The sequence below is a fragment of the Bradyrhizobium denitrificans genome (assembly GCF_013179005.1).
In the GTDB taxonomy this organism is placed as follows: domain Bacteria; phylum Pseudomonadota; class Alphaproteobacteria; order Rhizobiales; family Xanthobacteraceae; genus Bradyrhizobium; species Bradyrhizobium denitrificans.
This window is the reverse complement of record NZ_JABFDP010000005.1, coordinates 264,106-290,001: the sequence shown is the minus strand read 5'-3', so window position 1 is coordinate 290,001 and position 25,896 is coordinate 264,106. Positions and strand designations below refer to the sequence as shown.

19 protein-coding genes are annotated in these 25,896 nt (G+C 66.9%); 3 read left to right on the top strand and 16 right to left on the bottom strand.

The window, feature by feature from the left end:
• Window positions 1-35: 35 nt before the first annotated feature.
• Genes HL671_RS07390 through HL671_RS07380 form a run of 3 tightly spaced genes read right to left on the bottom strand, consistent with a single transcriptional unit; the run spans window position 36 to window position 3,176 of the window.
• Complete coding sequence (locus HL671_RS07390) at window positions 36-1,274, bottom strand: NAD(P)/FAD-dependent oxidoreductase (protein ID WP_012044803.1); 1,239 nt, start codon at window positions 1,272-1,274, stop codon at window positions 36-38.
• A gap of 17 nt (window positions 1,275-1,291) precedes the next feature.
• Window positions 1,292-1,642 (bottom strand): RidA family protein, encoded by a 351-nt coding sequence (locus tag HL671_RS07385; RefSeq protein WP_012044804.1) that lies wholly within the window; start codon window positions 1,640-1,642, stop codon window positions 1,292-1,294.
• A gap of 37 nt (window positions 1,643-1,679) precedes the next feature.
• A complete protein-coding gene (locus HL671_RS07380; RefSeq protein ID WP_172236014.1) occupies window positions 1,680-3,176 on the bottom strand; it encodes an amidase in 1,497 nt (498 codons plus the stop codon).
• A 206-nt stretch (window positions 3,177-3,382) separates the two neighbouring features.
• On the opposite strand from HL671_RS07380, the gene HL671_RS07375 reads away from it, so the two are divergent.
• Window positions 3,383-4,051 (top strand): helix-turn-helix domain-containing protein, encoded by a 669-nt coding sequence (locus HL671_RS07375; RefSeq protein WP_012044806.1) that lies wholly within the window; start codon window positions 3,383-3,385, stop codon window positions 4,049-4,051.
• Between the two features lie 157 nt (window positions 4,052-4,208).
• On the opposite strand, the gene HL671_RS07370 is transcribed toward HL671_RS07375, so the two are convergent.
• The gene (locus HL671_RS07370; protein WP_172236013.1) at window positions 4,209-6,812 is read right to left on the bottom strand and encodes an ATP-binding protein; all 2,604 of its coding nucleotides are present in this window, start codon (window positions 6,810-6,812) and stop codon (window positions 4,209-4,211) included.
• Between the two features lie 421 nt (window positions 6,813-7,233).
• Here HL671_RS07370 and HL671_RS07365 point away from each other — a divergent pair, with 421 nt between their 5' ends.
• Window positions 7,234-8,214, top strand: coding sequence for an LLM class flavin-dependent oxidoreductase (locus tag HL671_RS07365; protein ID WP_041750827.1), 981 nt, complete (start codon window positions 7,234-7,236; stop codon window positions 8,212-8,214).
• A 234-nt stretch (window positions 8,215-8,448) separates the two neighbouring features.
• Entirely contained in the window at window positions 8,449-14,967 is a 6,519-nt protein-coding gene (locus tag HL671_RS07360; RefSeq protein WP_172236012.1) for a non-ribosomal peptide synthetase, read from the top strand.
• 89 nt (window positions 14,968-15,056) lie between these two features.
• On the opposite strand, the gene HL671_RS07355 is transcribed toward HL671_RS07360, so the two are convergent.
• From HL671_RS07355 to HL671_RS07300, 12 genes are read right to left on the bottom strand one after another with little or no spacing between them, the layout of a single operon-like run.
• Window positions 15,057-15,683 carry an FMN-dependent NADH-azoreductase gene (locus HL671_RS07355; protein WP_012044810.1) on the bottom strand — a complete coding sequence of 209 codons (627 nt, stop codon included), beginning with the start codon at window positions 15,681-15,683 and terminating at the stop codon, window positions 15,057-15,059.
• Between the two features lie 3 nt (window positions 15,684-15,686).
• Window positions 15,687-17,288, bottom strand: coding sequence for an isochorismatase family protein (locus tag HL671_RS07350; protein WP_172236011.1), 1,602 nt, complete (start codon window positions 17,286-17,288; stop codon window positions 15,687-15,689).
• A 17-nt stretch (window positions 17,289-17,305) separates the two neighbouring features.
• The gene (locus tag HL671_RS07345) at window positions 17,306-18,154 is read right to left on the bottom strand and encodes an MBL fold metallo-hydrolase (protein ID WP_012044812.1); all 849 of its coding nucleotides are present in this window, start codon (window positions 18,152-18,154) and stop codon (window positions 17,306-17,308) included.
• A gap of 39 nt (window positions 18,155-18,193) precedes the next feature.
• Window positions 18,194-19,081 (bottom strand): amidohydrolase family protein, encoded by an 888-nt coding sequence (locus HL671_RS07340; RefSeq protein ID WP_172236010.1) that lies wholly within the window; start codon window positions 19,079-19,081, stop codon window positions 18,194-18,196.
• Window positions 19,078-20,196: a VWA domain-containing protein gene (locus HL671_RS07335; protein ID WP_172236009.1), complete on the bottom strand. Its 1,119-nt coding sequence runs from the start codon at window positions 20,194-20,196 to the stop codon at window positions 19,078-19,080. The genes HL671_RS07340 and HL671_RS07335 overlap by 4 nt, the downstream gene beginning before the upstream one ends.
• Window positions 20,193-21,074, bottom strand: coding sequence for an AAA family ATPase (locus HL671_RS07330; RefSeq protein ID WP_012044815.1), 882 nt, complete (start codon window positions 21,072-21,074; stop codon window positions 20,193-20,195). Before HL671_RS07330 ends, HL671_RS07335 begins: the two co-directional genes overlap by 4 nt.
• A gap of 6 nt (window positions 21,075-21,080) precedes the next feature.
• Window positions 21,081-22,103: a xanthine dehydrogenase family protein molybdopterin-binding subunit gene (locus HL671_RS07325; RefSeq protein WP_012044816.1), complete on the bottom strand. Its 1,023-nt coding sequence runs from the start codon at window positions 22,101-22,103 to the stop codon at window positions 21,081-21,083.
• A 1-nt stretch (window position 22,104) separates the two neighbouring features.
• Window positions 22,105-23,676, bottom strand: a complete 1,572-nt coding sequence (locus tag HL671_RS07320; RefSeq protein WP_012044817.1) for a xanthine dehydrogenase family protein molybdopterin-binding subunit — start codon at window positions 23,674-23,676, stop codon at window positions 22,105-22,107.
• Window positions 23,677-23,687: 11 nt separating this feature from the next.
• Entirely contained in the window at window positions 23,688-24,167 is a 480-nt protein-coding gene (locus tag HL671_RS07315; protein WP_012044818.1) for a (2Fe-2S)-binding protein, read from the bottom strand.
• 3 nt (window positions 24,168-24,170) lie between these two features.
• The gene (locus HL671_RS07310; RefSeq protein ID WP_172236008.1) at window positions 24,171-24,992 is read right to left on the bottom strand and encodes an FAD binding domain-containing protein; all 822 of its coding nucleotides are present in this window, start codon (window positions 24,990-24,992) and stop codon (window positions 24,171-24,173) included.
• Between the two features lie 16 nt (window positions 24,993-25,008).
• The gene (locus tag HL671_RS07305; protein ID WP_012044820.1) at window positions 25,009-25,452 is read right to left on the bottom strand and encodes an SRPBCC family protein; all 444 of its coding nucleotides are present in this window, start codon (window positions 25,450-25,452) and stop codon (window positions 25,009-25,011) included.
• A 4-nt stretch (window positions 25,453-25,456) separates the two neighbouring features.
• Window positions 25,457-25,894 carry an SRPBCC family protein gene (locus HL671_RS07300; protein ID WP_006609919.1) on the bottom strand — a complete coding sequence of 146 codons (438 nt, stop codon included), beginning with the start codon at window positions 25,892-25,894 and terminating at the stop codon, window positions 25,457-25,459.
• Window positions 25,895-25,896 lie beyond the last annotated feature (2 nt).

Below are 25,896 nucleotides of genomic sequence, written 5' to 3'. Positions count from 1 at the left end.
CGCCCCGTCACCCGCAAGGGGTTTGGGTACAGGACCTAGGCACCGAAACGCGCCGGCGAGAGAGCATCGACCGTGACGCTGGGCGCTTCGCCGCTCATCAGCTCGGCCAGGATACGGCCGGTCGCCGGCCCCAGCGTGAAGCCCTGATGACCATGGCCGAAATGCAGCCACAGCCCCTTGTGCCGCGCGGTCTCACCAACCACCGGCAGCATGTCCGGCATGCAGGGCCGCGTGCCCAGCCAGGGCTCCGGCTCGACCGGCTTGCCGAGATCGATCAGCTGCCGTGCCGCAGCTTCGGCCTTGCCGAGTTGCACCGGCGTCAGCTCGGCGTCCGGCGCCGACAGCTCCGCGCCGGTGGTGATGCGCACGCCCTTGGCCATCGGGTTCATCAGATAGCCGAACGCCGCATCGCGCAGCGGCAGGTCGAGCGGCGCTCCGCCGCTGTAATGCCGATGATAGCCGCGCTTGCGCACCATCGGGATGTCATAGCCGAAGCGCTGCAGGAATGTCGGCGACCACGGCCCGAGCGACACGACCGCGGCCTCGGCTTCGATCCGCCCCTCATCGCTGATGACGCTCCAGCCGCTGCCCTGCTGGGCCAGCGTGGTCGCATCGCCGCGCACGAGCTTGCCGCCGCGGCGCACGAACAGCTCAGCATAGGACGTCACCAGGCTGCCGGGATCGGACACGGTCCACGGCTCCTGCCAATGCAGCCCGCCGATGCCGCTGTCGTTGAGGCCGGGCTCCGCTTTGGCCAGCTCGCTTGCGCTGAGCACCTTGAACTTGACGCCGAACGCCGTCCCCACGGCCTCGGCGTCCTTCACTTCCTTGTCGAACTGCGCCTGGTTCCGGTGCAGCACGCGAAAGCCGTCGCGACGCACGAGATTGCCGGCGCCGGCGGCGGTGATCAGCGGCTCATGCTCCGGCGCGGCGCGCGCGATCAACTGCGCATAGGTGCGTGTCAGCACCTCGTGGCGGGCGGGAAACGAGTTCCACCAATATTGCAGCAGCGGCCGCATGTGATAGGGCAGCGCCGTCAGCTCATAATGAACGTCGTTGGTGCGTGCCAGCGCGATGTCGAGGACACCGGCGAGATCATAGGGCATCGCATAGGGCCTGACGGCCTCGCTCTGGATGATCCCGGCATTGCCATAGCTGGTCTCGCGGCCCGGCTCCTTGCGGTCGACCAGGGCGACCGACCAGCCACGGCTCTGCAGATGCAGCGCCGTGCCGACGCCGACCATGCCACCTCCGAGAACGATCGCGCTTCGCATCGTCATCACTCCTGCTGTCAGCTTCGCGCCGCCGCGACGACCGTGATCTCGATCTTCACGTCCGCCATCATCTGCGCCTGCACCGTGGTCCGCACCGGCAGCGGATCCTTGAAATGCTTGCGATAGGCTTCATTGAACGCCGCGAAATCGGCCTTGTCGGCGAGATGCACCATGCAGGACACGACATCGTCGAGCGACAGGCCCTCGCCGGCGAGCGTCTCGCCGATCAGCTTGAACGTCAGGTCGGTCTGCGCCGCGATCCCTTCCGGGATGGTGCCGTCATCGGCGACCGGCACCTCACCCGAGAGGAACACCAGCCCGCCGGCGCGGCGCACCAGCGAGAACGGCCATGAGGGTGAATCGGACATCGCTATCTCCAGAAGGTGTTGATCATGACGGCGCGCTTCAATCCCACGCCATGAAGCCGGGCGCCTGGGCCAGCGGCGGCAGCGCGGCGAGCCCGGCGAGATCCGGCTGCGGCCGGCACAATTCGGCGTCGCCAGCGAAAGCCTGTTCCAGGGCCGCGGCAATGCCGAGCACCAGCGCATCGCCGCCCCGCGGGCCGACGATCTGCAGACCGAACGGCAAGCCGTTCTCGTCGCGGCCGAGCGGCAGGCTCAGCGCGGGATGGCCGGCGAGCGTCACCGCATAGGCCAGCGCCAGCCAATGGAAGTAGGACCTGGTCGGCACGCCGTCGATCTCGGCCGGATAGAGCTCGGACCACGGCCGCGGGCTGAGCGTGATGGTCGGGCTGATCAGCACATCATGCGCGGCGAAGAAGCTCTGATAGGCGCGGTAGATGCGGGTCTGGTTGGCCACCGCGCGCGAAAAATCCTCGAGGCTGTAGGACAGCCCCTCCTCGACATTGGCGCGGACATTCGGCCCCAGCATCTCAGGCCGTTCGCGATAATTCTTGCCATGCTGGGTGAGGAACAGCGAGGCGCGCAGCACCGCAAAAGTCTCGTCGGCGCCGCTGCAATCGGGTGTCGCTTCGCTGGCGTCCGCAAACAGCGGCGCGATGCGCCTCACCCGCGCGCGAAAGGCGCGGCGGATCAGCGCTTCCGTCGGCGCAAAACTGAAATCCTCGGTGAAGGCGAGGCGCAGCCTGCCGAGGTCGATGGCCGGCGGCACGGCCCAGCGCGAGGGTGCGCCACGCACCGCCTCGCCGGGCAGCGTGTAGGCAAGCGGATCGCGCGTATCGTCGCTCGCCATCACCGACAGCATCAGCGCCGTATCGGCCACATTGCGCGCCATCGGTCCGTCGGTCGAAAGGCACGACCAGCCATGAGCGCGCTTGTCGCTGGCGACGAGCCCGTAGGACGGCCGCATGCCGACGATGCCACAGAAGCCGGCCGGATTGCGCAAGGAGCCACCGGTGTCGGAGCCCGAGGCCAACGGCGCCATGCCACAGGCCAAAGCCGCCGCCGAGCCGCCGGAGGAGCCGGCGGCTGAGCGCAGCGGATCGAACGGATTGCCGGTCGCACCGAACACGGGATTACGCGTGTTGCCGCCCGCCGCCCATTCCGGCGTGTTGGTCTTGCCGAAGATGATGGCGCCCGCCGCACGCAGCCGCGCCACCGACGCCTGGTCGGCCACCGGTACATTGTCGGCCAGGATCGGGCTGCCATAGGTGGAGCGCATCCCGGCGGTGTCCTGGGTGTCCTTGATCAGCACCGGCAGGCCGTGCAGCGGCCCCTTGTCCTCGCCCCTGACGAGCTCAGCCTCGGCGGCCTTGGCCTCCGCCCGGGCGCCCGCCTCGTCCAGGGTCACGACCGCATTGACCGCCGGATTGACCGCGGCGATCCGTTCGAGGCACGAATCGAGCAAAGCGACGGGGGAGATCGCCTTTGTTTTCAGGAGCTTGATCAGATCGCTGGCGGTGTTGTCGCAAATCGATGCCAAGGGACTTCTCTTTCCGTTTCGGAAAACTATTTAGCATATACGAAATCAAATGCACGATGTGAAAACGCAATGTTCCACCGCTGCTCATGCATGACCGCTGGCGGTCGAGGCAGCTGATTGAATTGCCTGGTGTTTCGCGCGAGATTACCCGTCCGCGCCGCGCAACCAAGAAACGCGATCCGCTAACGGATTTTCCGGAGTCCCCTGTGACCGATACCGCTGTCAGCGAGTCCGCCTCCGAAAGCCCCCATTCCCAGCTCGGCCACTGCCTGAAGGCGGCCCGGCAGGCGCGCGGGCTGACCCTGAAGCAGGTGGCGGAGAAGACGGGCATGGCGCTGTCGACATTGTCCAAGGTCGAGAACGGCCTGATGTCGCTGACCTATGACAAGCTGCTGCAGCTGACCTCGGGCCTGCAGATGGACATCGCCGAGCTGTTCAGCCCGGCTGCGCCGCGGCCCGAGCCGGGCCGGCCGGTGACCGCCCGCCGCAGCATCAGCCGCGCCGGCCAGGGCCAGGTGGTGAACACGAGGTTCTACACTTACGTCTATCAGTGCACCGATCTGATCGGGAAACGCATGGTGCCGATGATCACCGAGGTGCGCGCGCGCACGCTCGATGAGTTCGGTCCCCTGCTCCGCCACAGCGGTGAGGAGTACTTCCTGGTCACCCGCGGCACCATCGCCGTGCACACCGAGTTCTACGCGCCGGAGATCCTGCACGAGGGCGACGGCATCTACCTCGACAGCACCATGGGCCACGCCTATCTCAACGCCGGCGAAGCGGACTCGGCGCAGGGCGTGTGTCTGTGCACCAGCGAGCAGGCGGATCTGTTCGAGCAGCTGCACCGGATCGCGAAGAAGGATGCGGTGGAGTGAGCGTGGGATCGAAGCGGCCTCGTCGCTAGCCACGTTGGCTGCGGCGCGCCCGGCTGCCCCCTCGTCGGATTGAGGGCGAGACGACCGGCCCAACTCGGACGCTTCGGCGCAGCGAGATGGCATGACCTGCGCGGATCACACCATCATGGCACGGGGCTCATGTCGCGGTTCTGCCAGCGGCCGGCCGGCCCGCCAGGGACGACACGATCGCCTCCGACAATTGCCCGAGCCGGAACGGCTTGGCGAGAAGCTTGGTCGTGGCCCTGAAATCTTCGGGGACGAGCGAGGGGTCCGCGAAACCGGACATGAAGACAATGGGCAGTTCCGGCCATCTGTGGCGGACCTGGCGCGCGAGGTCGATGCCGGTCACCCCATCCGGCAGGACGATGTCGGTCAGCAGCAACGCGACCGGCTCCGGCCGCTCCAATTCGGCGATCGCCGCGGCCGCATTGACGACGACGACCGGACTGTAGCCCATCGACGATAGCATGGTGGAGGCCATCGCGCCGACCAGCGGATTGTCCTCCACCACCAGGATCCGCTCGGCGCGGTCGGGCCGCGGCAGCCGCGTCGTGCCGGCGCGCGCCTCCCCGCTCGCTCCTGGCCCGGCGCTCGGCAGGTAGAGCGTGACCTGTGTGCCCTGCCCGACCTGGCTCGCGATCACTGCGGTGCCGCCCGACTGCCGGGCGAAGCCATAGACCATCGACAGCCCGAGTCCGCTGCCCTTGCCGAACTCCTTGGTGGTGAAGAACGGCTCGAAGGCGCGGCGCGCGATCTCGGGCGACATCCCGGCGCCCCTGTCGGCCACCGCAATGGTCACGTACTCGCCGGGGCCGATGCGCTCGTCGCCGTCATCGAGCGGCTGATCGAGCACGGCATTTGCGGTCGTGATCGTCAGTCGTCCCTGGCCGGCCATCGCATCCCGCGCATTCAGCGCCAGATTGAGCAGCGCGTTCTGCAATTGCGTCGGATCGATCAGGCACTGCCACAGCATCGGGTCCTGGGCGACCTCGATCTCGATGGTCTCGCCGAGCGTCCGCTGCAGGATCGTCGTCATCGCGCAGACCAGCTGGTTGACGTCGGTGACCTGGGGCCGCAGCGTCTGCTTGCGCGCAAATGCCAGCAGGCGGCGATTGAGATCGGCGACCCGCTCCGCCGCTTCCGCAGCGCGCTCGGCCAGGCTGCGGGCGGAGACCTCGGCCGGCGGCAGCGTATCGAGCAGAAGATCGAGATTGCCGAGCGTCGCCGCCAGCATGTTGTTGGAGTCATGCGCGATGCCTCCGGCGAGCTGTCCGATCGCCTCCATCTTCTGCGCCTGACGCAACTCGTCCTCGATCCGCTTGCGCTCGGTGATGTCGACCGACAGCACGAAATAGCCGCGCACCTTGCCATCCTGGCGGCAATCCGGCACCCGGATGGTCTCGCACCAGCGTTCACGGCCGTCGGGAAATGTCGTCTTCTCCTCGCCGCCCGTGGTTCGGCCGGCCAGCGCAGCCTCGATCTTCGCTCTCGCCTCGTCCAGATGCGAGGGATCGATGAAATCCTCGATCTTGCGGCCGCAGATCGCGTCGGTGGACGGCGCGGCATACCAGTCGCGTGCGACCCGGTTGGCATAGCGGATGCGGCCATCCTCCAGGACATGGACGATCAAGGCCGGCACGTTTTCCGTGACCAGCTGATGCTGCTCCAGATTGTCCCGCAATGCCTGTTCCGACGTGGCGCGCAAACGCCATTGCCGCGCCAGGCCGAAGCCGAACCCCGCGATCAGCAGATTGAGCCCGGCCGCGATGACGCTGTAATACAGCGCATTGTTCTTCCAGCCCGCCAGAAACTCGACCGGGTCGCGGGCGATCGTCACCACCAGCGGCATGCCTGCGACACGCCGGTAGCTGATGCTCCGGGACGTGCCGTCCGTCATACCGCTTCCTTCGAAGCTTCCGCTTGGCGCCTGTGGCAGATAATAGGTGAACAGGCGGTTCGAGCGGACATCGCGCCCGGCAAACTCGTCGGCATTCGGCGTGCGCAGCAGGATCGTGCCGTCGTCACGGTAGAGCGTCACGGTGCCGCGCTGGCCGACGTTCAGCGACAGGAAGAACTGCCGGAGATTCTCATAGTCGATGGGCACGAAGACGATGCCGCCGAAACGCCCCTCCGGCGTCAGGAATGCGCGGCTGACTACGAGGACGAGGCTGTTGCGAACGCGGGAGAACACCGGCACGTCGATGAACAGGCCGCGGCCGGGGTCATCCCGCTGGGCCTTGTAGTACGTCCGATCGGCAAAATTCTGCTCCCGGCCCGGGCCGCCATTCCCGAGGCTGTCGCCCAGCAGCTTTCCATCGGCGTCGAGAACGACGATCGCATTCGCGATCGGATATGGCGCGACCCGCTGCTTCAGTTCGTCGATCAGGGCCGGGTTGCCGGCGGTCAGCAGCGCCGGGTTCTTCGCCAGATTATTGATCGTCCCGCTCAAGAGGACATCGACGCCCTGGATGTTGCGCAACATGTATTCTTCGAGAGCGCGGGCCAGATCGCCATTCGCGGCCTTGATGGTCCGATACGTCTCCCGATAGTTGACGGAGAGCATGTGCGCGACGAAGGCATCGCACAGAACCGCCAGCACGAGGCCGCTCAGGATGATGATCCGCGGCGTCCAGCGCCGGTTCAAGCCAAGCCGAGCCTCTGCTCTCGTCAGGGCGCCGGCGAAGCCCTTGTGCCGCGAAGCGGGCTGATCGCCAGCTTGCGCTTTGGTTTGATCCAACATGGCGCCAGAATTCAGGAGGCCGTCGAGCGGTTCGATGATCGGTTGAATGATGTGCCAGGGTCAGCTGACGGTTCGGAACGATGCGACATCTCGGAGTTGACGCCGCGCAACATTTCCCGATCTCGTGGTAGCATGTTTTGTCGCGGGATGTCATCTTTGGCGGCCAAGCGCAGACAGCGGTCCGGCGTGACGCCATCGGCACGTGCCGGACGCCTTTCACATGGTCGATGGCCTCAATCCTGGCCCGGAGCGGTCCTGCCTCGTCATTGGCGGTGGAGAGCACGGCTCGCCCCGATTCGGCAATTGCGAATGCTGCTCAGCATCAACCTGCTTGCAAGCAACGAAGCTCTATGATGAAGCCTGACGGCGTTCATTCGCGCGCCCGGAGTCCGTCCAACAATTCGCCTCGGTGAGGTGGCAGATGAGCACGACGCTTCGCATCTTTCCGACCGTCCCGCGCAATCTGCCGCCGCGCGATCATGTCGACCAGCTGCTGCGCCTCGCCCGGTTCAGCGATGACAGCGGGCTGACAGGCATCCTGCTGTTCGCCGGCAACGACACGGTGGTCGAACCGTGGCCGATGGCGCAGCACATCGTGGCGAACACCCAACGCTGCTCGCCGCTGATCGCGGTCAATCCGGCCTACATGCATCCGTTCACCGTCGCGAAATTCGTCTCCTCGCTGGCGCTTCTTCATGGCCGGAAAGTGTTTCTGAACATGATCACAGGCGCCGCCATGAGCGACCTGCAAAGCCTCGGCGAGACGCTCTCCCACGACGACCGCTATGCGCGGCTCGGCGAATTCGTGCATGTCGTCCGGCAGCTTCTGACCAGCGCACGGCCCCTGACGTTCAAAGGGCGGTTCTACGGCGTCGAACATCTGCAGCTGCGTCCGTCTCTGCCGCCCGCACTGATGCCGGAGTTCCTGATCGCGGGACAGTCCGATGCCGCGCACCGGGTGGCGCAGGACACCGGCTGCCTGATGATGCAGATGCTGCCGCCCGACCTCGATCACGGCATCACCTCCCCCGGCGTGAATCTCGGAATCTTCACGCGGCCAACGCGTGATCAGGCGCGGCACGAGGCGACGCTGCTGTTCCGGGACAATGCCGACAAGCGCGCTTTGCTCGACTACAGCATGGCGCAGACCGACTCGGTCTGGAAACGGCGCCTCAGGGATTCGGGCGAGACCGGCGACATCCATGACAACGGCTATTGGCTGCTGCCTTATCTCACCTTCGAGGCCGACTGCCCCTATCTCGTCGGCAGCTATGACGAGATCGGCGCGCGGCTGCGCCAATTCACCGAGCAGAATGTGACGACCATGATCCTCGACGTGGTCGCAAGCGACCACGAGCTTGCACACATCCGTAAAGCGCTTGCGTCTTGTGGGGTAATCTGATGGATTGAGCGCAAGACGAACTCGTCTTCGTCCGCCCATTTCATGTAGCAAGCGTACCCCACAGATTTCGAGCGTCCGGGCTGACCGGACGCTTCCATCGGGCCCTTCATTGTTCGCCCGGACGCGCGCCATGAGCCTCTCCCAATCCTCACGACGGTCTCGGCCCGCGCCATCCTTCACCAAGCGCACGATCAGACGGCGCGCAGGCGAAAGCCTGCATCACTCGGGACAGACATGTCGAACGTTCCAGCCACATCATCGGCCGCCACGACGTCCGGCGTGCAGCCGCAGTTCTGTTCACTGGCCGATGCCCTCGCCCATTACGGACGGGTCCAACCGGATCGCCTCGCCATTCTGGCGCCCGATCGAATCGCACTGACCTATGGCGGCCTGTGGCAGCGGACGACGGAGATCATCGCCGAGCTGCGCGGGTTCGGTCTCGGCGCCAGGGATCGCGTGGCCGTGGTGTTGCCGAACGGCGCCGATGCCGCCGTGGCGACGGTCGCCGTCGCCTGCGGGGCCGTCTGCGTACCGCTCCATGCCGGCTTTTCGTCGGACGAAGTGCGGCGCGCGCTGAGCGACCTCGAGATCACCGCGCTGCTGACCTGTCCGGGGATCGAATCGGTCAGCCGCAGCGTGGCCTATGCCATGGCGATCCCGGTCATCGATCTGTCATTCCGCGCCGACGCGGCGATCGGATCCTTCGATCTCACCTGCCCGGCGCCGCGGCCGGCCGTAACCTGCGACATGCCGCAACCGTCGGACGACGCCTTCGTGCTCCTGACATCCGGCAGCACGGCGCAGCCGAAGCTGGTGCCTCTGACACAGGCCGGCATTTGCCACTCGGCCTATAGCGCGGGCGTTGCTCTGGCGCTCGCGCCGCACGACCGGCTGATCAACGTCCAGCCGCTGGTGCATGCGCACGGCCTGATCTCCGGCCTGCTGACGGCGCTTGCATCGGGATCGAGCGTGGTCTGTCCGCCGGAATTCGACGCCGCGGCGTTCCTGGATTGGCTGGCGGCGTTCGAGGCCAGTTGGTACACGGCCGTGCCGCCGATCCACCGCGCGTTGATCGCAGCGGCGCACCGGCGCAAGGACGCCGTCAAGACCCGCCTGCGGCTGATCCGATCCGCATCCTCTTCGCTGCCCACCAGCGTCCTCGACGAGCTGGAAAGCCTGTTCGGCGTTCCCGTCATCGAGACCTATGGCATGACCGAAGCCGCAAGCCAGATCGCTGCCAATCCCCTCGAACGGCGCAAGCCCGGCTCGGTCGGCAAGCCCGCCGGCGCCGCCATCGCGATCATGGATGACCAGGGCCGCGTGCTCGCGGCCGGGCAACGCGGCGAGGTCGTGCTCCAGGGGCCCGCGATCACCCGCGGCTACTACAAGAACGAGACCGCGACACGCGCAGCGTTCCGCGACGGCTGGTTCAGGACCGGCGATCTCGGTTACCTCGACTCCGATGGCTATCTCTTCCTGCTCGGCCGCATCAACAAGGCCGACATCATCAATCGCGGTGGACAGAAGGTCTCGCCGAGGGAGGTGGAGAATGCCTTGATGCGCCACCCCGACGTGGCCGAAGCGGTGGTGTTTCCGATTCCGCATACGCGGCTCGGTGAGGACGTCGCCGCCGCGGTTATTGCGAGGCCGCAGCACAAGATCGACATCAAGAAGCTCCGGCGCTTCGCCAGCGAGCGGCTGGCGCGGTTCAAGGTCCCCGGCCTGATCCGCGTCGTCACGGCTTTCCCGAAAGACGCCGACGGCAGGGTTGTTCGCGGTGAGCTGGCCGGCCAGCTGTCGATCGCGGCGCCACGCTCGCACATCCATCGCGGCGGACAGCTGGTGCCGGCGCGCTCCGAAACCGAGTGGCAGCTCGCCAGCATGTGGGCCGACCTGCTCGGGCTCAATGAAATCGGTGTGAATGAGGACGTCTTTGCGCTCGGCGCGGATTCGCTCACGATCACCCAGCTGATCGCCCGCCTCCGGGCGCGCTATGACGCCGAGATCTCGTTCAAGGACATTTTCGACGCGCCGACGGTGGCCGCGCTCGCTGAACGTGTCGAGATGCTGCGAGACCATGCGGGTGCGCAGCGCCTGCAGACGGCCAGCGCTCCGGAGCAGAGCGGCCCCCTGTCGCTCCAGCAGCAGCGCATCCATCTGCTCGCCGCGATCGATCCCGATCCATCCCGATACCACGTGATCTCGGGACTCATGCTGACCGGCCCGCTCGACATCGGTGCGCTCGACGCCAGCATCGCGTCGGTCTGCGACCGCCACGAGACGCTGCGTTCGATCTTTCCCGACCAGCAGGGAGAGGTACGGCAGACGGTAACCCCCCGGCACCCTTCGATCGAGCGGTGCGATCTTCGCGCCGTCCCTCAATCCGGGCAGATGGCGGCCGTCCGGACTCACATGCTCGACCTGCTGCGGTCCCCGTTCGAGATCGAGACCACCCCGCCGGTGCACATCCAGCTTCTGCAGCTCGGTGATCAACAGCATGTCCTCCTGGTCAAGCTGCATCATCTGATCACCGATGGTTGGTCGCACCGGCTGTTCTTCGACGAGCTCGAACGACTCTACAATGGCTATTGCCACGGGAAGCCGTGCCGCCTCGACGAGCTGCCGCAGCAATATCGGCACTTCGTGCAGTGGCAGCGCGCGTGGCTCGCCACGCCGGCGGCCGAGGCGCAATTGAGCCATTGGCGCCGCCGGCTGGAGGGCCTGACGGAACTGCCGCTGCGAACCGACCGGCCGCGGCCCGAGCAGTGGACCGGCCGCGGCGCCCGCATCCCGGTTCGTTTGCCGGCAAAGCTGTCGGAGCGGCTGCGCAGCTTCAGCCGCGCCAACCATGCCAGCCTGTTCATGACACTGCTGGGCACGTTTCAATGCCTGCTCTGCCGCTACACCGACCATCATGACATCGCCGTGGGCTCGCTGATCGCCAATCGCAGTCAGCTGGAGATCGAACGGCTGATCGGCATGTTCGCCAACGCGATCGTGCTGCGGACCGATCTGACCGGCGATCCGACCTTCCGCGAAGTGCTGAAGCGGGTCCGCGACGTGACGCTGGAGGCCTATCGCCACCAGGAGCTGCCGATCGAGGAGCTCCTGCGCACGCTGCGTCTGCCGCGCAGGCTGGACCGCAACCCGCTGTTCCGGGTGATGTTCATCCTGCAGAAGGCGGCGAAGCCGCTCGCGCTCGAGAACCTGTCGGCGCGCGCCATCGATCCCGACCCGGGCATCGCGCGATCCGACCTGGTGTTGGAGCTGATCGACGATGGCGGAGCGCTGGGCGGCTGGCTCGAATATAGCAGCGAGTTGTTCGAAGCGACGACGATCGAGCGGATGGTCGGCCATTTCCGCACACTGTTGGAGCAGGTCATCGCGGCTCCCGATCTGCCATTCTCGGAGCTGCCCTTGCTGTCACCGGCGGAGCAACGGCAACTCGTCGAGGGCTGGACCCCCACCTCGGCGACGCCGGCAAACTCAGACGATGTCCTCACGCGCTTCGCGCGCCAGGTCGAGCGCGCACCTGCAGCTCCGGCCGTCTCCTGCGGCGAGACGAAGCTCAGCTATGCCGGCCTGGCGCAGCGCGCCGAGGCCATTGCAGGCGGGCTGCAACGCACGCCAATCAGCGACGGCGACATCGTCGTGCTGTTCGCCGAGCGCAGCGTCGACTATGTCGCGGCGCTGATCGCCGTGCAGCAGACCGGGGCGGCGTTCCTGCCGCTCGATCCCAGCTTGCCGGCACTCCGGCTGACGAAAATTCTCCGGCACAGCGCCGCGCGGATCGTCCTCGCCACGCAGCGGAGCGCCGCGGCTCTACGAGCCGCACTCGCCGACCTGCCGCGCACGGCGCAGCCCGACGTGCTGCTGCTGGATGACGTCGCGACCAACGACATCACGCCCCCAGAGACGACGCGCGCGGTCCCGGCTTCACCGCGATCGCCCGCCTCGCTCGCCTGCGTCATCTACACGTCAGGCTCCACCGGCGAACCAAAGGGGGCGATGATCGCGCAGCGGGGCATGGTCAATCATCTCCTGTCCAAGATCGCCGATCTTGGCCTGTCATCCGGCGACGTGGTCGCGCAGACCTCGCCGCAGAGCTTCGTCATCGCAATCTGGCAATGTCTCGCGCCGCTGATGGTCGGCGCCCAGGTCCATATCATCGGTGATCACGATGTTCAGGACCAGGCGCGGCTGGTGCACGAGATGGCGCGCGAGGGCACGACGGTGCTGGAGATCGTCCCGAGCCAATTGCGCGCTTTCCTGCAGCCGGCTCCGGATGCCGCCACGACGCGCGCACTCGGCCAGCTGCGCGCACTGATCGCGACCGGCGAGAGCCTGGCGCCGGATCTGTGCGAGGACTGGTTCAGGCACTTCCCGCAGGTGCCGCTCATCAATGCCTATGGCGCCACCGAATGCTCCGACGACGTGGCGACCCATCGCATGATCGCGCCACCGTCTGCATCAAGCACGGTGCCGATCGGCCGTCCCATCGCCAATGTACGGCTGCACGTCCTCGATCGGCACCTGCAGCCTGTGCCGATCGGGATTGCCGGAGAGCTCTATGTCGGCGGCGTCGCCGTCGGGCTCGGCTATCTCAACGATTCCGGCCAGACACGCAGCCGCTTCCTGCCTGACCCGTACTCGCCGGACAGCAGCGCGCGCCTGTATCGCACCGGCGACCTGGCACGTTGGCGCGCAGACGGCACGCTGGAATGCTTCGGCCGGGTCGATCAGCAGGTGAAGGTCCGTGGCTGCCGGGTTGAGCTCGAAGAGATCGAGCACGCTTTGGCGCAGCATCCGGCCGTGCGAGCCGCGGCCATCCTGGCGCGCGACACGCGCTATGGCGACACGCAGCTGACCGCCTATATCGTCGCCGCCGACGGCCAGCCGCCAGCGGTCGATGACCTCAACGGCTTCGCCCGGAGCAGGCTTCCGGCACATATGATTCCAGCCGGCTATGTCATGCTGGATCAGCTGCCGGTGACCGCGCATGGCAAGCTCGACCGCAACGCCCTGGCGGCGCTGGGATCGCTCCCGGCAACGACAGGCGGTGACCACGTTGCGCCGCGGACCCCGACCGAGCAACTGCTCGCCGGCATCTGGGTCGACGTGCTCGGATGCGGGGAATGCGGGGTGACCAGCAACTTCTTCGATCTTGGGGGACATTCGCTGCTCGCAGGCCGCGTCCTGGCGCGCGTGGCGAGCACACTCGGCGTCTCCCTGCCGATCCGAACCTTGTTCGAGGCCAGCACGATCGAAGCGCTGGCGCTACGCGTCGACCAGGCCCGCGCCACGGCCGCACCCCAAACGCTGCAGGTGCAATGGCGATCCGATCAGCGTACCGTCATCTCGATCCAGCAGGATCAGATCGTCCGTACCGAGCGTGACCTGCCGGGCCTGCCGCAATTCAACCTGCCTTATGCCTACCGGCTGCGCGGCCCGCTCGACGCCCGGGCGCTCGCAGCCAGCCTCGTGGACGTCATCCGCAGGCACCCGTCCCTGCGCACCAGTTTCCACTCGGTTGACGCCGCCCCGGAGCCGCAAGTGCTGGACAGCGCGGCGATCACGTCGGTGCTCGAGACCGAGACCATCGCGATCCCCGCGCCTCCGGGAGACAAGCGAGCCCGGACGCTCATGCTGAAAAAGGCGGAGCTGCGCATCGCGCAAGAGGCCTGGCGTCCGTTCGACCTTGCGCGCGCCCCGCTGCTGCGGGCGCGGCTGCTGCGGTTCGGTCCGGACGACCATGTCCTGGTCCTGATCATGCATCATGTGATCGTGGACGGTTGGTCCATGGGTGTCCTGTTCGAGGAGATCGCCGCGCTCTATGCAGCTCACATCGGCGGTCGCGAGGCATCGCTGCCGACCCCGGTTGTCGCATTCTCCGAATTTGCTGCCTGGCAGGCGAAATGGTGCATCAGCGCGGCCGCTGCCCGGCAGCTTGCTGATTGGACGCATCGCCTGCGCGGCGCCTCGCCCCTCTTCAACGCGCCCGCCGGCCAGGCCGGAGAGCAGCCGAGCCCGCGTGTCGCCACTGCAGCGTTTCATCTGCCGCGGCGGTTGATCGACCGGCTGACCAGGCTGAGCCATGGCGACGGCGCAACCATCTTCATGGCGCTGATGGCGGGCTTCAAGGCGATGCTGATGGCCCGCACGGGCCGCGGCGACATCTGCGTCGGCACCACCATGGCCAACCGCTTCGAGCGCTGGACGGAGAGCATCGTGGGCCCCGTCGAGAACACGACGATCGTGCGGACCCAGCTCGAACCCGAGCTGTCGTTCCGCGAGATGCTTCGGCGCGTCCGCGACAGCCTGCTGGACGCGCATGCCCGGCAGGAGTTGCCGTTCGAAACCCTGGTCGCGGAGTTCTCCGGCGCGGCCGAGCTCGACCTGGCGGCGCTCACGCAAGTGTATTTCATCTTCCAGAACGCGATTCCGAAGCCGTTCGCGCTGTCCGGACTCGACGTGCAGCGTTTCGACAGCGCAACGGCCGAGGGCCGGCCCGTGCTGCCCGTCGACAGCGCTTACCTGACCATCATGGTCGAGGAGTTGCCAACCGGGCTCACCGGCGCCTGCATCTACAAGCCGGACCAGCTCAGCGAAAAAACCGTGACGTCCTGGCTCGATGACTATTTGGCGATCCTGGCAGACGGCGCCGATCGGCCGGACACTCCGCTTCACCTCCTGCCAGCCTCGCGCTTGGTTGGCCAAGCCGACCATCACATCAGGCAAAGCCAGGCCGAATAGCCCAGGACCATGCATCGGCTGCATCGCGACAACGTTGAGAACCGTGCCGCGCGGGCCATGCTCCCCGCGCGGCAGCCGTGTGGATCCCATCAGAACCGCGTCGCGAGCTCAACGAGCCTGCGGTGCGCCTGCTCGCGTGCCGTATGGATGCGCTCGGTCGGTCCGCTGGTCGGGCCGATCGCGACAAACGTCACGTCGCGAATGCCCATGAAACGAAGGCTCTCGCGGAGATAGGGCGTTGCGTGATCGGTCCGGCCGCGGCTCATGCCGGTCGAGAAATCGCCGCCGCTCGCCAGGACCACCAGCGTCGGACGATCCTTCAGCAGCGGCAGATAGCCGCGGGCCGGATCGAACCGGAAGGTGAGGCCCGGCTGATTGACGATATCGAGCCAGTGCTTGAGCTTATACGGGATGCCGAAATTCCACATCGGTGTCGAGATCACGACGCGCTCGGCGAGGTCGAGCCGCACCGCCATGCGCTCGGCCATCGCGAACGCCGCGCGCTGGCTGTCGGTGAAAGCGCGCCCGCCCATCCGGGCGTATTTGGCTTGCAGGATCTCGCCGTCAAACTCCGGCAACTGCTCGCGCCACAGGTTGACCTCATCGACGTCCCAGCCGGGCCGCGCCTGTCTGAAGCGATCGAGAAAGGCACGCGCGCCGGCGCTGGACTCGGAGTCCCCGCGCGGCGAGGCGATCAGATGAAACAGCTTGGGCATGTCTCACCCCAGCGCCTTGATCACCGCATCGGCCCGGGTCACCACGGCGACGTTCTGGAGCGCGAAGTTGATCGACGCGCGGTGCCAGTCGGCGTTCATGGTCGAGCAGCAGTCTTCCGGCACCACCATGAAGTAGCCCTTGTCGGCACCGGTGCGCGCTGTGTGCTCGACCGACATGTTGGTCCAGGCCCCGGTGTTGATGAGGATGTCGCGGCCGGTGGCCTTCAGGATAGTCTCGAGCCGGGTGCCCTCCCAGGCGCTCATCCGCATCTTCTCGACCACGAAGTCCCCGCTTCGCGGCTCGAGGCCCGGCACCGGCGCTGCGCCCCAGCTGCCGCGCACCAGCGCCTTGCCATCGACCAGCCCCTCGAACAGCGGCGCGTTTAAGGTGACGCCGGGCGCGCCGGGCTCGACCACGAACCAGACGTGGATGATGACCACGCCGCAAGCGCGGGCGACCTCGGCAAGGCGCCGCACATTGTCGACGACGCGCTGCTGCTTGGCATGACCGGGGGCACCGGAATCGGCGAAGGCGCCGCCATCCATGATCACGTCATTCTGCAGGTCCTGGATGATCATGGCGCAGCGGCGCGGATCGAGCTGCATATCGCCGGAGGCCAGCTGCGGCGCCGCTGGCGCGCTTGCGGAGCTGGCGCTCGATGCAGCCGAACCCGCCGTCGCCGCCCCGCGAGACCGTGCGCCCATGTAAGGCTCGTGGCGCGGACCGACCTTGGTCGCGATCGCATAGACCGAATGCGTGGCGGTGAGATAGAGCGTGCGAAAATCCGCACCGCCCCAGGCCAGATTGGCGACCAGCTCCGGCACGCGCACCTTGCCGAGCAGTTCGCCGGTGGGAGCATAGACCCAGACGCCGCCGGGCGCGGTCACCCAGACATTGCCGCGCTGGTCGCATTTCATGCCATCGGGAACGCCCGGCTCCAGTTCGGAGCGAATGCCGCTGGCGAAGACGCGGCCATTCGACAGCCCGCCATCGCTGCCGAGGTCGAAGACGCGGATCAATGCCTGCACGGTGTCGTTGACATAGAGCAGCCGTTCGTCGGGCGAGAAGCACAACCCGTTCGGCTGATCGAACAGATAACGGTCGACCAGCAGCCGCGGCGCGCCGCCGCCGGGCGGCACGCGATAGACGCCCTGGAAACCGAGCTGGCGCGGCCGCTCAACGCCATAGACCGGCATGCGGCCATACCAGGGGTCGGAGAAGTAGATCGCACCGCTGGAATGGACGCAGACATCGTTCGGACTGTTGAGCTCCTGGTTCTCGACATGCGACGCCACAATCTCCCGCCGGCCGTCGGGACGCTCGCGCACCAGGGACGATGTCGCGTGCTCGCAGACGATCAAATTGAGGTCGGCATCATAGGTCATGCCGTTGCATTTGTTCGACGGCCGCCGCATCTCGACCACGCCGCGCGTCGCATCCCAGCGGCGGCGGACGTCGGCCGGCATGTCGGAAAACAGCAGGTACTGCTCGATCGGATGCCAGATCGGTCCTTCGGTGAAATCGAAGCCAGTCGCGACCTGCGCCACAGGTGCGTAGGGATCGATCAGGCTCTCGAACTCACTGCGCAAGGTCACGTGGGTCATGGCTACGCCTCACGCCTTTACGCCGGAAACCAGTGACGCTGCGGCAGCGACTGCACGACCGGGCCCGGCACCTGGTCGTGCAGCCGCCCCGTCACCATTCCGCCCTCGATCTTGGCTGGCCGATCATGCACCGGCAGCAAATAGCGCGAGCTCGACAGCAGCTTCTTGATCGCGGCTTTCTCGGCGCGCTTGCTGGTGCCGTGATTGCCTGTCGTGCGCGGCTCGCCGTCCTGGATCTCGTTGAACGGCGTCACGATCTGGTCGTTGAAATCGTAAATGACGTCGCCGCAGATCGTGGCGATGCCGTCAGCGGTGTGGACGTGGATGTTCATCGAGCCCTCGGTGTGGGCATTGGCCGCCTCGCAATACACGCCGGGCATCAACTCGATCGCGCCGGTGAGCTCCAGGTCGAGGAAGCGCAGCGCGCTCTTGGTATGCAGCCGGTCGATCAGATGCTTGATGTCGGGCGCCGGATATTGCGGATGCATCAGCCCGGAGACGGAATATTCCAGCTCGCGGCGGTTCAGCACCACCGTAGTGTTCATCGGGAACAGATCGTCCTTGCCGGCATGATCGATGTGCAGATGGGTGTGGCAGACATAGCGGACATCGCCCATGCGGACGCCGTGCCGCGCCAGCTGGTTCTCGATCATGTTCTCGTGGTACTGCAGCCCGCGCATGCCCAAGGTCTCCATGATCTGGTTGGAGCGGTAGCCGGTATCGACCACGACCGGATAGGGCCCGCCCAGGATCAGGAAGCCGAGCGTCAGCACGCGGCGGGTGCGGCCGCAGTCGCGGCCGAGCACCAGGAAGCTCGATTCCAGCTCGATATCACCATAGTCGAGGATCTTGATTTCCAGCGCCATGAGCGTTCCCTGTTGCGTTTGGTGTCGTTGCGCGGGGCGTCATCCAAGCCGATAGATCCGCCGCGCGGTCTCTCCCATCACCTGCGCCCGCGCATGCGCATCAAGATCCTGGATTGCAGCCTCATAGGCAGCCACCAGCGCGCGATAGTCTGTCCAGAGCTTTTCGATCGGGAAGTTCGAGCCGAACAGGCAGCGCTCGGCGCCGAACAGGCCGATCGTCTCGCCTACGATGCCTGCAACATGGCCGGGGTCGTTGCGGCGGATGAAGGTGCCGAGGCCGGAGAGCTTGCTGACGACGTTGCGGCGGGCGGCGAGCCGCTGCATGCCGGCGCGCCAGGCCTCGCGCCCCGCGGGCGACAGGTCCTCCAGCATGCCGGCGTGCTGCAGGATGAAGGTGACGGACGGACAGGTCTCCGCCAGCGCGGCGGCGTCGGCCATCTGCCCGGCGAACACCTGCAGATCGAACGACCAACCATAGTCGGCCAGTCGCGCAACATTGGCACGGATATGGGGATCGTTGCACAGATCGGGCGACGCAGCGAAGCGATACAGCGGATTGTCGTGCCAATGCAGCTGCATGCGCACACCGCGGACCAACGGATAGCGGGCGAGCCGATCGAATTGCGGCCGCGCGTCATCAACGGCGAGATCGGCATAGGCGACGATCGCGTGCGGAAAGCCGTGCTCCTCGGCCGTGCTCTGCACCCAGGCGGCCTCGTCCTCGAAACCGTCCTTGGCCCAGTTGGTCTGGACATAGACCGATTGCGTCACGCCGCTGCCGGCGACGTCGCCGAGATATTCCGCGATCGTGTAGTCGCGCCGAATGGACTCATAGGGTCCGAAGATGCGCGGCTGCATCGGCCCGACCAGCCAAGGCAGATCGGCCTGGCGCCAGATGTGATGATGCGCGTCGACATATCCGGTCATGCCGCCCTCCTCGGCGCCAGCGACAGCAGATGGGCAACGATGGCCTCGTCGGAGCCGCCTGGCACGATGTCATCGACGAACGGCGCGATCGCCTGCAACGCTGCGGTCTGCGGCTTGAAGCCGGGTCCCGTCGCCAGCGGCGTCAGCCAGCTCAGGCGCCAGGCGCGCAGCGACAGCTTCCACACGGCATCGCGGAGCGCCTGGTGGTCGCCGCGCTCCAGCCCATCCGAGATCACCAGCACCGAGGCGCCGCGCGCGTAGGTCGAGAAGCGCGGCACCGCGAGGAACGCCTGCAGCGCCTCACCGATCCGCGTGCCGCCGTCCCAATCGCTGACGAGATGTGAGGCCGCGAGCAGCGCCTGCTCGCGCCGCTTCAGCCGCAGCGGAGGCGTCACGCGCGTCAGCCGCGTGCCCAAAGTGAACACCTCGGCTTGCGGAATGGCCTGCACCAGCACATGGGCGAGCCGCATGTTGTCCTCGGTGCGCGCCTTCATCGAGCCGGACACGTCGATCAGCAGCAGCAGCCGGCGCAGCCGCGGCCGCCGCCTCAGCCGGCGCAAGGACAGCACCTTGCCATCATGCCGCACACTCTCGCGCAGGGTTCGGCGCAGGTCGACGAAGCCGCCTTGTCGCGCGCGCATCCGCCGGTGACCGCGCCGCTTCGGCAGCGTTGCCCGGGCCTGTCGTGCGAGGCGCTGCAAGGCATTGCCGCCGGTCGAGCCGGCAAGGCGCCGCGCGACCAGCGCCTCGGCGCGCGTCGCCGCCAACCCCGACTCGTTCTGCTCCTCGGCGAGATCGCGGTCGACGGCGCCGTCGCCCTCCTCCTGCAGCCGCACGATGTCGTCACGCTGGTCGGACTCGCTGAGGGCCGCAGCTTCAGTGACACCGAAATGGATGTCGAACAGCAGATTGTAGGTCGCGCGCCGCTCCGGCGGCGGGGCCAGGGTCGCCGCCCCGGCACGGCGGATGTCGTCGAGGGAGGTCGGTCCCAGCAGCGCGATGGCTTCGAGGAACGAAGTGGTCTGCTCCGGTGCGATCGCGAAGCCGTTCCGCCGCAGCAACGCGGCGAAGGAGATGAAGATCACGACAGCATTGGGCAGGCGAGGCTCGCTCATGTCATCACCTCCGCCAGCAGCGCATCGAGCCGGGGGGCGATGAAGGACAGATCCTCCTCGTCCTTGAGCGCAACGCCAATCGAGCGCTTGAACGCATCAGGCCAGCGCGCGCCGGTCTGGTTCAGCAGCGTCGCGGCCTCGGCCCAGTCGACCGCTTCGGCGATCCCCGGCGCCTTGCTCAACGGCTCGCGCCTGAGCTTCGCCACCGCCGACACCACTGCGCGCGCAGTCGCCTCGGCCACGCTGGAAGCCCGCATCATGACGATGCGCGCCTCGCGCGCCGCGTCGGGATAGTCGATCCAATGGTAGACGCAGCGGCGGCGCAGCGCTTCATGCAGGTCACGGGTGCGGTTCGAGGTCAGGACGACGATCGGCCGCTCGGCGGCGCGCACCGTGCCGCGTTCGGGGATCGAAATCTGGAAGTCGGACAGGAATTCGAGCAGGAACGCTTCGAACTCCTGGTCGGCGCGGTCGATTTCGTCGATCAGCAGCACCGTCGAGTCGGGCGCACGCAGGCAGGCCAGCATTGGCCGTTCGATCAGAAAACTCTCGCCATAGATGTCGATGCTCTCCTCGCCAGCCTGGCGGATCGCCAGCATCTGACGCGGATAGTTCCACTCGTAGAGCGCCGCCGCGGCGTCGATCCCCTCATAGCATTGCAGCCGGATCAGCTTGCGGCCGAGCACTGCGGCGATGGCCTTGGCCGCCTCGGTCTTGCCGACGCCGGGCGCGCCTTCCAGCAGCAGCGGCTTGCCGAGCGCGAGCGCGAGATAGGCCGCGGTCGACAGCCCGTCATCGGCGAGGTAATAGGCCGCGCGCAGCGCCTTCTCCAGCGCCTGCGGCGAGTCGATGCCGACAATATTGCTGCGGACCACCATCTCGCTTTACCGCCGCGTCTGCGGCCGCGCGCCGCCCTGGGCCCTGATCGCGCGCAGCACTTTTTCCGGCGTGATCGGCAACTCGTCGATGCGGACGCCCACCGCATTGAAGATCGCATTCGCGAGTGCCGGCAGCACCGGATTGGCGCACATCTCGCCCGGCCCCTTGCCGCCGAACGGACCGTCCGGCGCCGGCCGCTCCAGCACGGCGATGTCGTGCGGGCAGATGTCGCCGGGGCCGGGCATCAGATATTCGACGAAGTCGCGCGGACCCTGCCTGGGATCCGGATAATACGGCTCGGTTGTCTCATACAGGGCGTGGCTCATCCCCATCCAGGCGCCGCCGACCAGTTGCTGCTCGACCAGGCGCGGATTGAGCGCGCGACCCAGCTCATAGGCGCTGTCCATCCTGATCACGCCGACCTCGCCGGTCTCGTCATCGACCTCGACCTCCGCGACGAGGCAGGCGTGGGCGTAGCAGGTGGCGGGAGACATCTCGCCGGTCTCGGGATCGACGTCCGACAGCGGCACGAGGAAGATGCCGCGGCCGGAGATGGTCTTGCCCTGGCGGAACTGCGCGGCGATGGCAACGTCCTTCACCGAGATCGCGCGATGCGGCGCACCCTTGACGTGGATGTTGCCGCGGCCATCGGTCTCGAGATCGGCAGCGTTCACCTCGAGCTCTTCGGCCGCCGCCTCCATCATCACGCCGCGCGCCTCCTTGGCCGCCGCCATCACGGCATTGCCGACGCGATGCGTGCCGCGCGAGGCGAATGAGCCCATGCAGTGCGGCCCGGTGTCGGAATCGGCCGTGTCGACATAGACGTCCTCGACGGGCACGCCGAGCGTCTCGGCACAGATCTGCCGGGTCACCGACTTCATGCCCTGTCCCAGATCGATCGAGGACAGCGCCACCGTGAACTTGCCGCTCGGATTGGAATGCACCAGCGCCTGGCTGGGATCACCGCCGAGATTCATGCCGATGGGATAGTTGATGGCCGCCATGCCGCGACCGCGGTGCCTGGTCATGTCAGCGCCTCCTCGTGCCGAACACCGATGAGAACCGCGTTGCGCCGTGCGACGATGACGGCGCCGGGCTCTGCGGCGGCGGTGGCGGCGGCTCGAGCGGTGGCGACGAGAGCCCGCGGTCATAGCTGGTCCGCTGCTGCGCCGGTGCCGGCCGCGTCGCCGCGGTCTCACGCGGCGTGGACGGGACGGCGGCCCGCGCGCCGCCGCCATCCTTGCGCGACGACATCCTGCGGAACTCCTCGCGCATCGGCCATTTCGCCTTCTCGGCCGCGACCTGGACGCATTCGATCAGCGCGGTGTTCTTGGCCTCGCGCCGATGCGCCTTCATGTCGCCGTCGCGATAGGCATTGAGGATGCGGAACTCCATCGGGTCCATGCCGATGAGATGCGCGAGCTTGTCCATCTGGCATTCGAGCGCGAAGTCAATGCCGGTGATGCCGAAGCCGCGCATCGCAGTGGCCGGCGTGCGGTTGGTGAAGACGCAGTAGATGTCACCGTGGACGTTCGGGATCGTATAGGGACCAGGCAGATGCGCGGCGCATTTGACGACGGCATAGCTCGACAGCCGCGTATAGGCGCCGGAATCGAAATAGCCGCGGATCTGGCGCGCGACGATGCGGCCATCGCGCATCACGCCGTCCTTGATGTAGATGCGCTCGGCGCCGCGCGGCGGCCCGAACTGCATCTCTTCCTCGCGTCCGAGCACATAGCGCACCGGCCGCCCGGTCAGCATCGCGGCCAGGATGGCGAGCGGCTCGGTCAGGGTATCGACCTTGCCGCCAAAGCCGCCGCCGACAGTGCCGCCGATGAAGTGGAAGGTGTTCGACGGCAGATCGAGGATCTTGGCGCAGGTATCGAGCGAGAAGAACAGCGCCTGGGTCGAGGTGTAGACGACGTAGCGCCCATTCGTATCCGGCGCGGCAATGGAACCGTTGGTTTCGACCGGCGCGTGCTCGATCGGCGACATCTGGTAACGCTGCTCCAGCACATGATCGGCCTGGGCAAGACCGCGCTCGACATCGCCGAAGCGCAGCTTCTGGTGGTCGTAGCGCTCGTGATAAATGAACGTGTTCTTCGGATAGGTCTCGTTGACCGTGGGCGCGCCCGGCTTCAGCGCCTCCTCGACGTCGAACACGGCCGGCAAGTCTTCGTAATCGATGCGCACCTTGGCCGCCGCTTCGGCCGCCGCACGCGGCGTCTCGGCGACGACAGCGACGATGGGTTCGCCGCGATAGCGCACCTTGTCGACGGCGAGCGTCGGCTCGTCATCCTTGCCGAAATTGATCAGGCTGAGCAGCGTGTTCAGGTTGCGCGGCACGTCGCTGCCGCGGATGATCCGCCGCACGCCCTCGCTCCGCTCGGCCTCGCTGGTGTCGATGCGGCGCAGCCGCGCATGCGGCTGCGCCGACCTGACGACCCTCAGATGCAACATGCCCTGCAGCTTGTGATCGTTGAAATATGTCGAGGTGCCCGTGACGTGGCCGAGCATGTCCTGACGCTGGGTGCCCTTGCCGACCTCGTTGAGATTGTCGTCGCGCTCGTCGGCGAAGATGTCCTTGCGCAATTCCAACATGGCAATCTCCTCTACGCGCTCGCGCGCCGCGATGCGGCGGCCGCCAGCACCGCGTTGATGATCGGCTCGTAGCCGGTGCAGCGGCAGATATTGCCGGAGATCGCTTCCACCACCTGCTCACGGCTCGGCTGCGGGATCCTGTCGAGCAGCGCCTTGGCGGCCATCAGCATGCCCGGCGTGCAATAGCCGCATTGTGCCGCGAACCCTTCGGCGAACGCCTGCTGCAGCGGGTGCAGATTGGGCCCGGTCTTGATGCCGTCGAGCGTCTCGACCGCGCGCCCCTCAACGGTCTCGGCGAGCGTCAGGCAGGAGAGATGCGCTTCGCCGTCGATCAGCACGGTGCAGGCGCCGCAGCCGCCCTGCCCGCAGCCGAATTTGGGCGTGACGTCGCCGAGCATCTCGCGCAGGACGACAAGAAGATTTGTCCCGCCGTCGACGAACAGCGCGACCTCTCGGCCGTTGTGACGGAATTGCAAAGGAGTCTTGGTCACGCTCTAGCTCTCCTGTCCCGACAGAAGCCGCCGCAGATGCACGCCGACGACTTCGCGCCGGTACCACGCGCTGGCCAGCGCATTGTCAGTCGGAGCGGTCCCTTCGCTTGCCGCGGCGGCGGCGGCGTTGATCGTGCTGGCGTCGAGCGGACGGCCTTCGAGCGCGCGCTCGACGCCCTTGGCGCGGATCGCGGTCGGCGCCATCGAGCCCAGCGCAATGCGGGCGCCGGTGACGCGGCCGCCGCTTTGCGGAACATGCGCCGCAAGCGTGATGACGGATCCACCCTTCGGCTTGATGCGAGAAATCTTGCGATAACGGAACGCATCGGCCGACGCGGGCCGGATGCAGGATACGGCAACGACCAGCGCGCCGGCCTGGCGGTCGCGCGATTGCAGGAACTCCTCGAGCGGCATGTCGCGCAGACCGAAGCCGCCCTGCACGGCGACCAAGCCGTCGAGTGCGAGCAGCGCGACGGTAAAGTCGCCGAATGGCGCGGGCGCAAACAGATTGCCGCCGACGGTACCCATGTTGCGGACCGCAGGCCCGCCGATCGAGCGCGCGGCCGGATGCAGGAAGCCGAGATCGCGCTCGGCCAGCACGCGCGCAAAAGTCACTCCGGCGCCGATGCGGACGCGCGCGCCAGACCCGTCGATGGTCTGCAAGCTCCGATCGGTGGCGCGGACCACGGTCGTCATCGACACATCGCCCTCGTTGAGATCGCGCATCACCAGCGTGCCGCCGCCGAGATAACGGGCAGCACGGTCCGACGACAACGCCGACGCCACCTCGCTCAGAGCCTGGAAGGTCTTCACCGTCACCGGCATCGGTTCACCTCGTTGTTCATGCCGCCTGCTTGAGATGCGATCGGATCGATTCGAAGCCGGCCTGGTAAATGTCTTCCGCGACCATGCGCGCCAGCGTCTCGGCCTGCTCGGGGCGGGTCGTGAAGCGGCTCTCCCAGTGCCAGAACGTGCGATCGCCGTCGGTCACCGGCAGCAGCCGGACATGGGCGACATAGTTGAACATCGGGAGCGGCGTATCGAGCAGGCAATAGCTGAAGGTCTGTTCGAGATCCGACAGCGCGAGCAGCTGCTCGCGCAGCTCCGAGCCGTCCTTCAGCCGGAAACGCCTGACACAGCCGATCTTGTCGGACGTTTGCGAGCGCTCGATCGCCGACGTGGCGACGGCCGGATGCCAGCGATCATGGCCGTTGAAGTCGCGCAGCACCTCCCACACGACCTCGGTCGGCGCATCGATGATCGTGCTCTTGACGACGTGCGGCACCGTTCTAGCCTCCGAATGCCCGCTTGAGCGCGTCGAAGCCGCCCTGGAACACGCCACCGCCGATCGAGCCAACCAGATCAGCTTCGCGCTCCGGCGCGCAGTCGAACTCGGCGGTCCATTCCAGGAAGGTCTTGTCGCCATCCGTTACCGGCGTCAGCCGCAGCGTCGCCACATAGTTCGAAACCCCCATCGGCGATTCCAGAATCGAATAGGTGCAGAACATGTCGTAGTCGGACAGGCCGAGCAGCTTCTCGCGGATACGGTCGCCGTTGCGCAGGCGGAAATCCCTGACGCAGCCGATCTTGTCGGCTGGCTCGCCGCCTTCGATGCGGCTTTCCGCGATTGCGGGATGCCAGTTCGGCAGGCCGTTGAAGTCGCGGACGCGCGCCCACACCCGGTCGTTGCGGGCGTTGACGACAGTGGAGACATAGACCCTCGCCATCT

What these genes read in the sequence shown, in the direction of transcription:
- HL671_RS07370 (WP_172236013.1), bottom strand. Translation starts at nt 6,812, where the DNA reads ATGTTGGATCAAACCAAAGCGCAAGCTGGCGATCAGCCCGCTTCGCGG.
- HL671_RS07360 (WP_172236012.1), top strand. Translation starts at nt 8,449, where the DNA reads ATGTCGAACGTTCCAGCCACATCATCGGCCGCCACGACGTCCGGCGTG.
- HL671_RS07355 (WP_012044810.1), bottom strand. Translation starts at nt 15,683, where the DNA reads ATGCCCAAGCTGTTTCATCTGATCGCCTCGCCGCGCGGGGACTCCGAG.
- HL671_RS07310 (WP_172236008.1), bottom strand. Translation starts at nt 24,992, where the DNA reads ATGCCGGTGACGGTGAAGACCTTCCAGGCTCTGAGCGAGGTGGCGTCG.
- HL671_RS07335 (WP_172236009.1), bottom strand. Translation starts at nt 20,196, where the DNA reads ATGAGCGAGCCTCGCCTGCCCAATGCTGTCGTGATCTTCATCTCCTTC.
- HL671_RS07300 (WP_006609919.1), bottom strand. Translation starts at nt 25,894, where the DNA reads ATGGCGAGGGTCTATGTCTCCACTGTCGTCAACGCCCGCAACGACCGG.
- HL671_RS07385 (WP_012044804.1), bottom strand. Translation starts at nt 1,642, where the DNA reads ATGTCCGATTCACCCTCATGGCCGTTCTCGCTGGTGCGCCGCGCCGGC.
- HL671_RS07340 (WP_172236010.1), bottom strand. Translation starts at nt 19,081, where the DNA reads ATGACCGGATATGTCGACGCGCATCATCACATCTGGCGCCAGGCCGAT.
- HL671_RS07330 (WP_012044815.1), bottom strand. Translation starts at nt 21,074, where the DNA reads ATGGTGGTCCGCAGCAATATTGTCGGCATCGACTCGCCGCAGGCGCTG.
- HL671_RS07350 (WP_172236011.1), bottom strand. Translation starts at nt 17,288, where the DNA reads ATGACCCACGTGACCTTGCGCAGTGAGTTCGAGAGCCTGATCGATCCC.
- HL671_RS07345 (WP_012044812.1), bottom strand. Translation starts at nt 18,154, where the DNA reads ATGGCGCTGGAAATCAAGATCCTCGACTATGGTGATATCGAGCTGGAA.
- HL671_RS07325 (WP_012044816.1), bottom strand. Translation starts at nt 22,103, where the DNA reads ATGACCAGGCACCGCGGTCGCGGCATGGCGGCCATCAACTATCCCATC.
- HL671_RS07390 (WP_012044803.1), bottom strand. Translation starts at nt 1,274, where the DNA reads ATGCGAAGCGCGATCGTTCTCGGAGGTGGCATGGTCGGCGTCGGCACG.
- HL671_RS07320 (WP_012044817.1), bottom strand. Translation starts at nt 23,676, where the DNA reads ATGTTGGAATTGCGCAAGGACATCTTCGCCGACGAGCGCGACGACAAT.
- HL671_RS07365 (WP_041750827.1), top strand. Translation starts at nt 7,234, where the DNA reads ATGAGCACGACGCTTCGCATCTTTCCGACCGTCCCGCGCAATCTGCCG.